Consider the following 13,984-nt stretch of genomic DNA (forward strand, 5'->3'; position numbering starts at 1 on the left):
AATCTCCTAGTTTTGCAAAGCACCTGTATTTTCAAGGTTTTGGTGCCCTACTGCATACATAATATGGTCGTTAAATCCGGTGGTTACTTTAATATAACCCGTTAATTCATCATCTAATTCGCCATCGCCTGTATCACAAATAAGGGGGCGGCCATTAAGCGCTTGTAGTTTTGTTTTTGTTGCTACTACAATAATGTTTTCTTTACCAATTGCACGTATAAGCGCTGGACTCAATTGCTGGTTACCACGGCCAAATATATGCCCTTGCCCGCCAATGAGCGTAATGACTAACTTAGTACTTTGATCATGTGTAAGCTCAAGCAATTGCTTAGCCGTTAAATCTTGGGCAACTAAGGTTTGATCTTTTATTAAATCAACGCCAAGTAACGTATTTTCAAGACCCATTTCTTCCATTATGGCTTCAACCGTTGAGCCGCTACCCATAATATAAAATGTGTCTTCATCCATTTGCGATACAACATGCGCTGCAATGTCGGCAAGTACGAGTTCGTCGGTTTCTTTACCGCCATTTTTAACCGCTTGCATATAGCGTACTTCGCTAGGTGTTTGCATTTCGCCGTAGCGTTTGGCTTTTACTGTGCCTTGTCTGAAAGCATCTTCATCTATATCCATTACATCTGCATCGGCTAAGGTAACTAACTCACCCTTAACCAACATTTCGACTACGCGCCCTGCAGCCTTTGGCGTAATAGCGTAAACACCAGAATGAATTTTACAACCTGCGGGGATACCAAGTACGGGAATGGTATCCTCTATTGCATGGCAAATGTTACGTGCTGTACCATCGCCTCCGGCAAATAAAACTAAATCAACACCAGAGTTTTTAAGTATTTTTGCTGCTTGTTCTGTGTCATCTGAGGTTGTTATTGCTGCAGTGTTATATACAACCTCTACATTAAAGCCCAAAGCTTTTGCTGTTTGCTCACCCATGTCACCGTTAACAGTGTAAATAGTTAAGCGTTCTTTATAAGGTAATAGCACCTCAAGCGCTGCTTTTGTACGGATATTTGCTTTTGGCTCTGCACCTAATTCAATTGCTTTAGCGGCTGTGTGCGCGCCATCACTGCCTTTTAAGGCAACTGTGCCGCCTAAACCTGCTACAGGGTTTACAATTAAGCCTAATTTAAACGCCATTACAAAGCTCCTTTGGATGTTGCCAATTAAATTGCTGCGCTGTTAAGGGCCACGTTGTATTGTAAAAATCACACAGTGCTTTTAAAAGTGACTCTGTACGAGAGTTAAAGCCATTTTCGATTAGCGATAATACCAGTGCATGTACTCGCTGCTGAAAATCAAACCGACATGTTTGCTCGCCGTTTAAGTTATCCACCGACACATTAAAATTAAACCCTGCTGCGGTGCTTAATAACCACTCTATAGCTTGGGGCTTTACTTCTACCTTTTCAAACTCAGCTTGTTTTTGTTTGTCGCGCCCGTCTGGGCAGTACCAGTAGCCGTAATCTTCTAATAATCGACGTGCATCACCGGCCACCAGCCAGTGTGCTATTTCATGTAATGCACTGGCATAAAAACCATGCGCAAATAAAACTTGGTGATATGGCACCTGCTCTGTTGCTGGTAAATACACAGGCTCACAATCGCCTTTTATCAGTCGTGTATTGTGACTTTGATAAAAAGTGCGCTCAAAAATTGAAATTAGATCAGCTATTTGATGCATAAAAATTGATTAATTCGTCTCGGTTACAGCGCCATATTAGCGCACTAAAAACGAGACGAATTGTACGGGCTTTTACAACTAAAGTAAAAATAAGGCGTGGTAGTAAAATATAAGCGGATTAATCTTTCACTTTATTGATATTTTTAATAATACCTAAACAGTAAAGCGTATTGGCAAGTTCTTTACGCTCTGTTTTTTCACTTGAGGTTTTATTGGCTAAGCTAGTTAACATATCGTACCGTTTACGTAGAGTTAGTATATATCTGGCATGCTTACGGCATTCAAAACAACGTGTACAGTGTGAATCGACCCAAAAATCAAGTACCTCAAACCAATATTGCTGCTCTTGAGCAAAAAAAATAAATACCTTAGAGCAACTTTCGCACTTCTCTTCAATATCAACATAAAGTGCCCGAGGGTCAATGGCATAGTTTTGCTTTTTTATATCAGCCAATATTACCGTATTAGGGAAGTATTTAAGCCTCGAGTAACGCCAGTGCGCATTCTCTATCGCCTCTATTGTCGCTGAGGTATTGGTAGTTATCGGTTTATTGCCATACCTTGGGTGATTTAGATACATGAGCTGCCTAGTTTAAAGTTATGATTTTAAAGCATAGAACATGCCATATGAAAAACAATAATTATACAGGCGTTCCTGCTTCATCACACTCTACAATATCGGTCTCGGTTAATGCCTGAGTAATCCAAGTTTGCAATACGGGGCAACGCATAACAAAGTCACAATATTGTTGCGCCTCAGGCGATAACGTAATTTGATACGTTTTTAAACGCAATACAATAGGGACGTACATGGCATCAGCAATACTAAAGTCACCAAAAAACCACTCATTTGGAAACACATCTTGTTGCTGTACAAATATCTCGTGTATACGGGCTATGTCTTTTAATGCTTCGCTCGATAGGTCTACTTTACGGGTAGCTCTTATATTCATTGGCATTTCGCTGCGCAGCGCCATAAAGCCTGAATGCATTTCAGCGCTTAGCGCTTTAGCTCTTTGGGTAATATATTTTGGCCATGCAGCGCCTGATAAGTAAGCATCGTTAATATATTCACAAATTGCTAGCGAATCCCATACCTGTAAATCGCCATCAATTAACGCTGGGACTTTTTGCAAAGCAAAGGTTTTTTTTAGTTCATTGTAAAAGTCGGGGGTGTCGAGTACCAGCTGGGTTTCTTCAAACGGTATATTAAATTTACTCATCAAATACCAAGCTCGGAGCGACCAACTAGAGTAATTTTTGTTTCCAATAAATAAATGCATTTAAATTTCTCACTAAGTAATACATATTTGGGAAAATGAATAACCTGAACACTGGAAAGATCTATCTCAAGCAACTATTTTCGACTAACTGCATTGAATTTACTTGCAATGAACTAGCTATTTACGCATAAATCTGACTAGTTACTATTAAAAGTGCATAGCTAGAGAAAAGTAAATTAAAATATCATAATGTACTGGCTATTGATTTAGCAAAGATGTTTTTCAAGTATGTAAAGCACCTTTTCCTGACAACATAATAGTTAACCTGAACTCTGGGTAATAAATCTATCTCGAGCAGCTATTTTCAGCACTAACTACGTTTACTAACAAAACGGTCAGGAGAGCTTACGCACTAATAAAAATAATTATGACTACAAAACAGCTGGACCAGCGACATAAAAAGCAATTAGAGCTATACATAAGTGCTCATCTAAACTCTATTGTGTAGAACGAATTGATTAATTATGTGAATCCATATAATTGTTCTGGAGAAACTTCCCTATTCTAATGTTTTATTAAAGCGCAACGAAGCAATAATTAACCCAACGAAGACAAATACCCCTAACCAAATAGCATCATATTCTAATATTAAAATACTTGCATCTCTCAATACAATAGCACGGATAATTCGCATGAAGTGAGTTGCAGGAAGCGCCTCAGCAATCCATTGTGCAACAATAGGCATCGCCTCATAAGGAAACATAAACCCTGATAGCAGAATAGAGGGTAGTAAAATAAATATAGTCATTTGCATAGCTTGCAATTGCGTTTTTGCTATCGTTGAAATCATTAACCCTAATGTTAAACTTGCTGCAATAAATAAAATAGATCCTACTAGCAAAGAAAGTATCCCTCCATGAATTGGGACAGAAAAAACCCAAAAACCAACGCTTAAAATAATAACAACTTGTATCAACCCAACGAACACATAAGGAGTTATTTTACCAACCATTAACTCAATCGGCCGCACCGGAGTAGTTATTAAAAACTCCATATTTCCCTGTTCTTGTTCACGAACGATTGCCGATGAAGTAAACAAAATCATTGTCATTGTCAAAATAACAGCCACTAAACCTGGAACAATATTAACCACTGTTCTTTGCTCTGGATTAAAATACTGAACCACAGCAAAACTGGGAGCCTTTTGAATAATAGGCCGATTACTTATCTCATCCAACGGCATATTACGTAGCCCTCTAATTGCAGATGAAATAACCGTATCAGAACCATCCACTATCCATTGCCCAATAGGTCTAGTCATTGACGAATTAATTTGTTGATGATTATAAAGAGAATGATCAAATAGCCGCCGAGTCAAATCACTTGGTAAATATAATACCGCTTTAATTTTGCCTTGTATAATTGCTTGCTCAGCTTCTTCGATTGAATTATATCGTGCAACAAAGTTAACCGATTGAGTAGCCGTAATTGCTTGTTCAATGGCTCTGCTTTGTGATGTTTGGCTAAAATCCACGAGCGCAACCGGGATATGCCTTGCATCAGTATTAATTGCATAACCAAATAGCATTAGTTGTACTAATGGGATCATCAAAATCATAGCAAAAGTCATTCGGTCTCTAGATAGTTGTTTTAATTCTTTAATAAAAATCGCATAAATTCTAGTCCACATTTCTACCTCCAGTACAGGCGACAAAAACATCCTCAAGACTTGGGCGAACGATTAGTGCTTTTCGATTGTTGCTAAATTTTGCTATAAACGTTAATGGGTCTTGTACACAATGTTTTACTAATACTCTAAGGTGTGCACCAATTTGAGCCGCTGACAAGACGTTAGAGTTTATAATGAGTGTATGCTTTAACTCTCTTAATTTGTCTCCACTTACTTCGACAACATGCGCTGGCATTGCATCCATTAATGTTTGAGGGGAACCATCAGCGCGCTTTTTACCTTGTTCTAAGATAGCCAGTGCATGACAACGTTCGGCCTCATCCATGTAATGCGTAGATACCAAAATAGTGGTTCCTACATCACACAAATCAAATAACCGCTCCCAGAACTCACGTCGATTTTGAGGATCGACAGCAGAAGTTGGTTCATCAAGAAATAAGAGTTCAGGGGAATGTAAAGTTGCACAAGCAAGTGCTAAACGTTGCTTCTGTCCGCCACTCATAGAGCCTGCAAATTGATTTTTCTGTTGTTCTAAGCCATATAAGTGGAGTAACTCTTGAACCCGAACTTTCTTACGCTGTCTTGAAAAGCTGTAAATTGAACCAACGAAATTTAAGTTTTCTTCTACTGTTAAAGTGTCATATAAGGAAAATTTTTGCGTCATATAACCTATACGCTTTTTAAACAACTCTTCATTACCTAATAATGGCTTTCCTAGAATAGTAACGTCTCCCTCTGTCGGCGTTAATAAACCGGTTAATAGACGAATACTGGTCGACTTACCACACCCATTAGGTCCTAAAAAACCATATATACTTCCTTTTGGAATATTTAAATCGAGCTTATTCACAGCTAGTTTATCACCAAAACGTTTACTTAAACCTTTAGCTTGTATTGCATGCTCAACTGTTTCAGACACAATATTTCCATAGTTACTCATGGTATATGCACCTCAACAGCAAGCCCTGTGGGTAAGCTTTCTGCTTGCAAAAGATCAATATCAGTCAAGTACATTAATCGCGCTCTATCGCGTTCATTTAAAGCATAAAATGGAGTGTAGGCAGGTTGTGAACGAATATTGCGTACTCGTCCTTTAATAGGTGTATTAATTCCATCAGCAAATACATCAATTGGATCACCTACCTTAACCTTCATCAATGCTGATGCAGGTAAGTAAACTCTGGCATAAGGCTTAGCAATAGCTAAAACACTCATTAGTTCCGTCCCTGTAATTACACGGTCACCTTTATACCAAGGTAGGCTGTCAATAATGCCATCGACAGGTGCTTTAATAGTTAGGTCTTCTGCTGTTTTTTGTTGCCATAATAAAGCCGATTTTGCAGCGTCCACTCGAGCCTGAGCTTGTGACAAATCTTGCTGACGCGCGCCATTTTTTAACTCTAACCACTGCGCATGAGCAAGATTTTGTTTAGCTTTGGTACTATTTCTCTTTGCTTTTGCTACATCCATATCAGCAGTACCAACAGCATGGTTTTTATAAAGTTTAATAATACGTTGATACTGATGCAGAGCTTCTTTACTGTCTGAACGTGTAGCATCTAGGGCTGCTTTTGCCGCATTTAATTGCTCAACACGAGTACCAGCATTTAGTAAACTCAATGCCGCACTTACTTGTGCTAGTTCGGCATTTCGTTGAGAAACCAGTGCATTCGCACGCACTGTATCAAGCTGTAATAAAATATCTCCTTGATGAACAACAAGCCCTTCGTGTACCTTTATATCAACAATCTGCTCTGACGCAGGGGATGAAAGCTTAATTCTGTCGCGCTCTACAGTTCCCATTGCATAATCAATATCTTGCGTATCGCAACCAGATAGAAAAAGTTGACCTATAAATAACAATAACAAGCACATTTTCATAATGATCCGCCCTCCTCATTGTCATCACTTTGGTTATTTGGAAAGTTAAACAACCCCTGTTCTAAAAGAGTCTGATTATGTTCCGCCAGTCCCATTAACCAGCGTTCTCTTATCTCAACACCTAGTTGCTTTTGTACATATTCAGGAGCTAGTAACGGAAACACCATTAAACTCATAAAGCTTAAACGTATAAAATCTGTATTAAGGTTTGGATTAAGGTGACCCTGCTGCTCAAATGCTTTTATCCAGCTTTCGGAACACCGTAAAATGTTATCAAAAACACTAGTTAAAATAGCGAAAGTTTGCGGATTATCCTTTTGCCCTAGCACATGTAAAATCAGTTTTGGTAGCATCGGAGTTGCTGCTATCATCCGGTAATAGGTCTGCATTAGTCGTAATGGGTTGAGCTGTGCATCTGGAGTCAAATCTTGCTGAAATTGCGCTATCACGGGCGCTAATGTATCTTGCATTACGGCTTCAAACAAACCTGCTTTTGAACCAAAATAATAGCGAATCATTGCAGCGTCTACATTCGCTTCTTTAGCTATCTTTCGCGTTGAAACGCTATCAAACCCTTTTTCTGAAAAACAAATTTTGGCGGCGTCAATCAGGCTTTGTCTGGCTGATTCTTGGTTAGGGTCATCTTGTTTGGGTCTGCCTGCTTTGGCTGTCATAATGCTCTCTGCTTATTAATTCATCTATTGATGAATATAAACCACTTTAGCATTGCTTGATATGAAGATAATTCCTCAAAATAACCCTTGTTGAAGAGTTTAATAAATCAATTGCGAAAAAATAAACTCATTAATGAGAAAAACTTCTAAACATTGACGATTTATTCTATAAGTTGTGTATATTTTTTTGTAAAAAACTAATCGTTTATGATTACGTCTTAGGAATAGCCGCTACATTTTGCTGCCAATATGTTACAGGCAAGTGAATGGACAATACGTAAGAAAAGTTATCAATTTTATTTAAATTTTTAATATAAACAGCTTCAACGCGAAGCTCATATTCTGAATACTATATTAAGTTAATTTCATATTTTTTTGATATGATTTTTTAACAAGCAGGTGTTACGCGTATTTGCTTTAAAAAAGGCATCAAAAATATCACCAAGTATAGGAACTAACCCGCCAATAAAATCAATTGCAATATTTAGTAAAATACGAAATTTGATATGCCAGCTTACACCTAATCTTTGAGCCTCAAATAATACATAGCTTGATAAGATTAAGCCTGCAAAATCACCAATAACTGGCACAATACCAATTATTGCTTCAACCCCAAATTTAAAATTGGTAAAGGGAATTCGGATACTACTATCTGTTATCTGACTAAAACGCTCGAGTCTTGCGAGTGTTGCTTTTTTTTGGCGTTATTATTCATAAAATCTCACTTTAATAATCATAAATTAACGCCTACTCATTCATGAAAGCTGTTAATTTAAGCGCACTAAGGTACGTATTCTTTTCGGCTCTGTTAAATAAAGAAACTGCTGAAAGTCATGAGATGCGTTTATTAACATTTTTCCATCATCATTGCCTTTAAAGATCGCCTTACTACTTCCTGTTCTGAAGTCTATTTCATTCATCTCATACCCGTCTTTATCTGCAAATGTTACTGTCATAACCGATTCGTGAACGGCCAAACCAATAATCTCTTTTGCTGGTGATTTCCAAATAATTTCTAGCTCGTTTTTTTCGTTCATCCTAAACACTTGTTTTTCATTAGAAAAGTAAACCAGATCCTGTTCATCAATATCCATTGCATAGCACGCCAAGCGCTTTCCTGAACCTGTATATGGTGTTAATTCAAGCGTCTCTAAATCAAATTTAGCAGGATGGAAAGTAACTCCGTCTGCAGCGCGATAAGAAACTAAAATAGCAGCTTCGTGGTGATACATTTCTCGTAGATAAAATGAATGGTAGGAATGAGGAATACTATCAAAGCTTTGTTCTTTTAGATTAATTCTAAAGAGTGTATTTTTACTGGCAGTGATCACTTCTTCTGCGTCTTTTGACCACACGATACCAAATAATTCTTCATTGTTTGGGTTAGAAAAAATCAGCGTTTGCGTCCCATTCTCATACAAAAATAATTGCTTTGTACCAAATCGGTGAGATTCAAATACAAATTTAGACGAATCGGGAGAGTACACCGGTAAAAAGTCAACTGATGAGGTATCTACAAGCGTTTCAAATTGCGTTGGCTCTTGACGAGTTGAGCGAATAATATCCACATCAACCTTTACTAACTCCATTAAAATGTCGTTACCTGACAACGAGAAATGCGCGTCTCTAATAATGTGGTAGTTATTAAACGCCAACTTTGTCAGTTGCCCCTGTAAATTTAATAGCTGAAGTTGATGTTTATTACTAATCAATAATTGTTGTGCATTGGGGTGCCAGCTCAACCCCTGCACTCCATCTTCAACCGTTGCTAATGTTTTAGTCAAGCTTGTTTCAATGTCGAACAAATCAATTCTGTATTGGTTTTGACCAGATTCAGAAGCTAGAGCAATAGACTTCTGGCTCGGTGATAATGCATGTAACATCATCCAATCTTGCCCCGCAGCTTCCTTAATAACACGCTTTTCTTGGGTTATTAAATCAATTGTACTTAGTTGAGTATGATTATCGCTTTGGCGTTTTTCAATGAAATAAATATGATTGTTATTCGCCCACTCTAACTGCTGGCTCGTAATCTTAAAGTCTTTAAAAGTATAAATTGTTCTATAGTTTGCCGATTGTAATGTCAGCTTGTCTAAAGTGAAATACCCCAATATCTGGGTATCATCCTGATTCACAAATGCGATTTCACTGTCATCACTGCTCCACCCTAGGCTGTGATAGGTTGATTGCTTTTGTGTTAATTTAACTTCTTTTCCTGAGCGTAAGTTTTTTAACCAGATAGCTTGCTTTGACTTATCACCACGCACAAAGGCTATATACTCACCATTATGTGACAAAGAAATGCTCGATTCATTTTCTTCACTCGAAGAAATAGGCATCAATTTGGTAAAACGTGTCTTTACTTGCGGTGTATCGGGGTAAAGCCAACTTGCGATCCCACCCAGTGTAACCATTAAAATTACCAACGCTGATAAGTATATACGCTTGGGTTTATTAGGCTGAGGCTCAGCTACTTCAAGGCTATAGCCTCGTTTTGGATGAGTAATAATATATCGTGGATTTTTTGAATCTTCACCCAATGCTTTTCTAAGCAATGCAATACAGCGCTGCACATAACTGGGGCTAAATGTAGCATTTGGCCATACGGCTGAAAAAATTTGTTCTTGGCTAACCACAGAGCCCCGATGTGAATACATATATTGCAGTACATCCATTACTTTGGGTTCAACGACTTGCTCTGTGTCAGCTGATGATATTTTACAGCGGCTTACATCTATAGCAAATTCCCCTATTACAAAACGGCCCACTGGCTACTCCAATAAATTACTATAAATCATATATTAAGGTTTTCTTAAGAGAAACTCTAGGGTAATTCCATTGCTGCTTAATCTATTATCCGCAATGCTGCTCGCATTATTCATTAACAATTAAAATCCATGCTTCGTATCTTATTTATCTTAACCATTTTTGTTAGCGCTTTTTTGCTATTTCAAATTCAACCTATGTTATCTAAAGAGCTGTTACCTCGATTTGGGGGCGGCGCATCGGTGTGGTCTGCCAGTCTATTTTTTTATCAAACTGTTTTATTACTTGGCTATTTTTACGCACACTTTTTAACTCGTTATCCACTAAAAAAACAAATGGTAATCCATATTTCGCTTGTTGTTTTAGCAAGCTTAATTAGCCTTAACAAGTTCCAAGTTAATTTTACTTTAACCCCCTACTGGTCAGTGATTGCAAACTTGCTGAATCAAATTGGCTTAGTATTTATGCTGCTAAGTGCCACAAGTGTGCTTATGCAACGATGGTACATAGAGCGCGGTGAAAATACAGTGCCTTATCATTGGTATTCGGTTTCTAACCTCGGCTCTTTATTAGCTTTAATAAGCTACCCAATTATATTTGAGGTGTTTTTTTCACTACAGCAACAAAAAGATTACTGGCAAATCGGGCTGCTTATCTACTGCATGCTATTAATCAGTTTAGCTTATAAGCTATTGAGCATGAGCACCAAAAAAAATAAATCACCGTTACCGCTTACACAAAAAATGTCAAAAAAACCAAATGTACTTTGGATTATTTTATCCGCGACAAGCTCAATCATGTTAATTGCGACAACACAAATGATCAGTACTAATATCCCACCAATGCCACTTGTATGGGTCATGCCGCTTGCTATCTATTTAGTGACTTTTAGCTATACGTTTGCCAATAAAAACAACTATAACCGTTCTGTTTGGGTATATGCTTTTATATTAAGCGCGTTTGCAGGGTTGATAATGTACTTTTTAGGGAGCCAATTTAACGCTGTTTCACAAATTATAATTTATAGCTTTATTTTATTTACTGGCTGCATGATTTGCCACGGTGAACTTAGAGAACTTGCACCACAAAGCACATTACTAACACACTTTTACCTGTATATTGCTTTAGGTGGCGCGCTTGGCAGCTTATTTACCACGTTACTTGCTCCGGTGTTATTTGAACAAATCACCGAATATATAGTCAGCTTGGCAGTACTACTTACTCTCATTAGCTACATTCAAATAACTAAATTAAAAAAAATAAATACGCTGCAAATCGGCGCGTCAGCTCTGTGGTGTGGCTGTTATCTCGTTCTTTATTTTAGTTTCAATCAATATAACGTTGCATCACAAAGAAATTTTTATGGCTACCTCACAGTAAAAGATATCAATACTGCAGAGCTTGCACAAAGACGTTTAATTGATGGCACCACAATTCATGGTTCGCAGCCTTTGCATGGTCAAAATTCACTCACTAACAGTTACTATCATCAGCACACTGGCGTAGCTAAGTCGCTGGCGATACTTAAAAGCCAAGAAAACCTCAGCATGGGCGTCATAGGGTTAGGTGCAGGAGTATTGGCTAGCCTGGCTGACAAGCACGATACAGTCCATTTTTATGAGCTAAACCCCGCAGTATACAAAATGGCTAATACATATTTTGATTATCTTAAAAACACCCAAGCTAAAGTAAATGTAACCATTGGTGATGGCAGAGTCTCATTAGTAAACGAGCTTAAAAACAATGCCCCTTTAATGAATGCCTTGGTTATTGATGCATTTTCTAGTGATGTAATTCCCGCCCACCTATTAACTCAGGAAGCGCTTGAGCTTTACTGGCAACGATTAAGTGAAAACGGTATTTTAGTTATCCATATATCAAATAACCATATAGATTTACTACCAGTACTCCAAGCGCATAGTACTAACTTTGCAAAAGCATTAATAAAATTTAAACATAATTCAACAAAGCTCACCGCTTTAGGTTCGGAGTGGGTTGTGTTAACAAGTAATCAACTATTTTTGGATGCTATTAAGGTAAGTGATTTATCGCCGTTGAAATCCTATCCAAAAACTGAGTTAGTACATTGGACAGATCAAAAAAATAGCTCATTACCGCTATTAAAATTTTAAGCTAAACTTGGGGGTACAGCCCCCTTAAAAATATAAAAAACCACTTCGTATTTAAGTTATATCCCCCTCTTAATGACAGCAACAATATTGGTTTCTGTATTTGATTCAGTTACCTAGGGCGCGTTCATAGCTTAGTTCTTAAGGAACACAGACCGTGTGACTTCCTATCTTAAAACGGCAAATATCATTGTTTTTCTCAATGCTTTGCCGCTTACAATTTACCGCTAGTAGCTCAAATACACGATGTATCTTATGGCTGCACCGTGTTTGTTCTATGCAATCCAGAATATCATCCAACCAAAGATAACTGCACTTACTCGCTCTAAATGTCGAGATCGCACACTTAAACATACCCGCTGCACTATGGCAGATAAAACGCTTGATAAGTGTTTGCAGTATGCTCAGCCAAACCAATGATTCGGCAATATGAGGATCTCGTGTGATGAACCCTTTAAGATTATTCCATGACTTTAGTTCTTTGAAAAACAACTCAATTTGCCAACGAGTTGCATATATATCGAGTAGTTCGTCAAAGCTAAACTGTGCCTCTTTTAAATTAGTAACAAGGAAAACGGGGCGCTTTTCATTCGGTAAATAGATAAGCCTGTACTCGGGCCCATTTTTCTTCCAACGTACTGTTAATTCAAGTGGTTGGCTTGCGAATTTATCGAGTAACGTTTTGATTTTAATGTTTTTTTCTTTAATTTCTATACCCGCGCAATAAGCTGATGTAACGATTGGGTTAATGTTTTTATTTGCTCTGATCAAAAAATATCCGCCATCTTGAGCTACTTGCTCAAAGTAATCTAAGTCAAAATACCCAGCATCAGCAAGTAATAACGTATCTTCAAGTGTGTGGCTACCTGGTAAAAAGGCGCGCTCAGTTTCAACATCAGGACGAATATCTATTTCGCAGGGTTGTTCATTAAATAGGTCATAGGTAACGTGCAACTCAATTGCGGCAGGACTTACAGCAGTAAAACGACCAGCAAAAACCTGCGCTAATTCATCATGTAGAGCAAATGAAGAACCATCTTGCAATAACACTCGCTGTATTCCTCGCTGGGTAAAAAAGGTTTTATCCAGCGTGTTTACAGTCAATTTAGACATCGCTTGAATAACGAGCTCACGGACAAGCTCAGTCAAGGCTGGTTTTCGAATTTGATTATGAAAGGGTTTATAACTTATCGTGCAATCAGCCTGCGTTCGCAAGTTTTGATGGATATCTGACAAGTTAGCGTCTTGCAGGCAAGATAAGCTTTTAAATACGGCTTTGAGCAGAGAAACGATCGACAGGCAACGGTGTCGAACTTGAAATCCAGAGGTTTTTGCAAGCTCAATGAGGTGTTTTTCTGAGATAAGGGCTTTTAATTGGTTTGAAACTTGGTTAATCTGCATGTGAACTCTGTTTTTAGTCATGTTTTTATTGGCGTAACTATTTGATCATTAACAGAGTTCAACTTCAAGTTTTCTTAAGATCCAACCTATGAGGGCGCGTTGACCTTTCGTGGGTGAATTTGCAGCAGTATGTTTGGTATTTGAGCAAGGCAGAGCCTATGATGTGTGGTTATTCCCCATAAATAGGCGATAACGCAGCATAAATGCCAAACATGCGCTGCCCTTTGGGTTCTTTCTAGGGACAATTAACTCTTTGTTACTCGGTTTTTACTTAACCCGTTAGGTTACAAACCTCGCGCCGCGATTAAATCGACCCTAGATTGAACAAATTTCAATCCACAAAGGTCAACACGCCCTAGTACTGTAACACCGAGCAAGCAACCACATAATCCGCTAAAACAAGAGTTAGTGAAATAATCACTGCAAATTTTTAATAGTCACAAAACTTGATTTATAAAAGAGTAAACGTAAAAAAGCACGATATAAAACCGTGCTCTAATACACTAAACCACTCAGTTTAA

The 13,984-nt window shown here is 38.0% G+C and carries 11 protein-coding genes and 1 pseudogene; 1 reads left to right on the plus strand and 11 read right to left on the minus strand.

Annotated features, from left to right (window positions below; translation table 11 throughout):
- Window positions 1-6 precede the first annotated feature (6 nt).
- The 10 genes and pseudogenes from AOR04_RS11765 to AOR04_RS11810 form a co-directional block, all read right to left on the minus strand.
- Window positions 7-1,155: an ATP-NAD kinase family protein gene (locus AOR04_RS11765; protein WP_096793447.1), complete on the minus strand. Its 1,149-nt coding sequence runs from the start codon at window positions 1,153-1,155 to the stop codon at window positions 7-9.
- The gene (locus tag AOR04_RS11770) at window positions 1,145-1,699 is read right to left on the minus strand and encodes an elongation factor P hydroxylase (RefSeq protein ID WP_096793448.1); all 555 of its coding nucleotides are present in this window, start codon (window positions 1,697-1,699) and stop codon (window positions 1,145-1,147) included. The genes AOR04_RS11765 and AOR04_RS11770 overlap by 11 nt, the downstream gene beginning before the upstream one ends.
- A gap of 118 nt (window positions 1,700-1,817) precedes the next feature.
- The gene (locus tag AOR04_RS11775) at window positions 1,818-2,279 is read right to left on the minus strand and encodes a zinc-ribbon domain containing protein (RefSeq protein WP_198402996.1); all 462 of its coding nucleotides are present in this window, start codon (window positions 2,277-2,279) and stop codon (window positions 1,818-1,820) included.
- 61 nt (window positions 2,280-2,340) lie between these two features.
- A complete protein-coding gene (locus tag AOR04_RS11780; RefSeq protein ID WP_096793449.1) occupies window positions 2,341-2,982 on the minus strand; it encodes a glutathione S-transferase family protein in 642 nt (213 codons plus the stop codon).
- Between the two features lie 499 nt (window positions 2,983-3,481).
- On the minus strand, window positions 3,482-4,612 hold the full coding sequence (locus AOR04_RS11785; RefSeq protein WP_033028252.1) for an ABC transporter permease: 1,131 nt from the start codon (window positions 4,610-4,612) through the stop codon (window positions 3,482-3,484).
- Window positions 4,602-5,552 carry an ABC transporter ATP-binding protein gene (locus tag AOR04_RS11790; protein ID WP_045984431.1) on the minus strand — a complete coding sequence of 317 codons (951 nt, stop codon included), beginning with the start codon at window positions 5,550-5,552 and terminating at the stop codon, window positions 4,602-4,604. The genes AOR04_RS11785 and AOR04_RS11790 overlap by 11 nt, the downstream gene beginning before the upstream one ends.
- On the minus strand, window positions 5,549-6,493 hold the full coding sequence (locus AOR04_RS11795) for an HlyD family secretion protein (protein ID WP_050482411.1): 945 nt from the start codon (window positions 6,491-6,493) through the stop codon (window positions 5,549-5,551). Before AOR04_RS11795 ends, AOR04_RS11790 begins: the two co-directional genes overlap by 4 nt.
- Window positions 6,490-7,167, minus strand: coding sequence for a TetR/AcrR family transcriptional regulator (locus AOR04_RS11800; RefSeq protein WP_033028251.1), 678 nt, complete (start codon window positions 7,165-7,167; stop codon window positions 6,490-6,492). The genes AOR04_RS11795 and AOR04_RS11800 overlap by 4 nt, the downstream gene beginning before the upstream one ends.
- 365 nt (window positions 7,168-7,532) lie before the next feature.
- A pseudogene (locus AOR04_RS11805) lies at window positions 7,533-7,862 on the minus strand (DUF4112 domain-containing protein); the annotation flags it as partial.
- Window positions 7,863-7,934: 72 nt separating this feature from the next.
- Window positions 7,935-9,935: a winged helix-turn-helix domain-containing protein gene (locus tag AOR04_RS11810; RefSeq protein ID WP_232525472.1), complete on the minus strand. Its 2,001-nt coding sequence runs from the start codon at window positions 9,933-9,935 to the stop codon at window positions 7,935-7,937.
- A gap of 174 nt (window positions 9,936-10,109) precedes the next feature.
- Between AOR04_RS11810 and AOR04_RS11815 the strand changes: the two genes are divergently transcribed.
- Window positions 10,110-12,065, plus strand: a complete 1,956-nt coding sequence (locus AOR04_RS11815; protein WP_232525473.1) for a fused MFS/spermidine synthase — start codon at window positions 10,110-10,112, stop codon at window positions 12,063-12,065.
- A 138-nt stretch (window positions 12,066-12,203) separates the two neighbouring features.
- Here the strand turns inward: AOR04_RS11815 and AOR04_RS11820 are convergent, their stop codons facing one another.
- Complete coding sequence (locus tag AOR04_RS11820) at window positions 12,204-13,463, minus strand: IS4 family transposase (RefSeq protein ID WP_157770546.1); 1,260 nt, start codon at window positions 13,461-13,463, stop codon at window positions 12,204-12,206.
- Window positions 13,464-13,984 lie beyond the last annotated feature (521 nt).

It is taken from the genome of Pseudoalteromonas sp. 1_2015MBL_MicDiv, from assembly GCF_002407505.1.
Classification (GTDB): domain Bacteria; phylum Pseudomonadota; class Gammaproteobacteria; order Enterobacterales; family Alteromonadaceae; genus Pseudoalteromonas; species Pseudoalteromonas fuliginea.

Excerpts from the sequence above, each read along its gene's own strand:
- AOR04_RS11765 (WP_096793447.1), bottom strand. The coding sequence starts at position 1,155 with ATGGCGTTTAAATTAGGCTTAATTGTAAACCCTGTAGCAGGTTTAGGC.
- AOR04_RS11770 (WP_096793448.1), bottom strand. The coding sequence starts at position 1,699 with ATGCATCAAATAGCTGATCTAATTTCAATTTTTGAGCGCACTTTTTAT.
- AOR04_RS11775 (WP_198402996.1), bottom strand. The coding sequence starts at position 2,279 with ATGTATCTAAATCACCCAAGGTATGGCAATAAACCGATAACTACCAAT.
- AOR04_RS11780 (WP_096793449.1), bottom strand. The coding sequence starts at position 2,982 with ATGCATTTATTTATTGGAAACAAAAATTACTCTAGTTGGTCGCTCCGA.
- AOR04_RS11785 (WP_033028252.1), bottom strand. The coding sequence starts at position 4,612 with ATGTGGACTAGAATTTATGCGATTTTTATTAAAGAATTAAAACAACTA.
- AOR04_RS11790 (WP_045984431.1), bottom strand. The coding sequence starts at position 5,552 with ATGAGTAACTATGGAAATATTGTGTCTGAAACAGTTGAGCATGCAATA.
- AOR04_RS11795 (WP_050482411.1), bottom strand. The coding sequence starts at position 6,493 with ATGAAAATGTGCTTGTTATTGTTATTTATAGGTCAACTTTTTCTATCT.
- AOR04_RS11800 (WP_033028251.1), bottom strand. The coding sequence starts at position 7,167 with ATGACAGCCAAAGCAGGCAGACCCAAACAAGATGACCCTAACCAAGAA.
- AOR04_RS11820 (WP_157770546.1), bottom strand. The coding sequence starts at position 13,463 with ATGCAGATTAACCAAGTTTCAAACCAATTAAAAGCCCTTATCTCAGAA.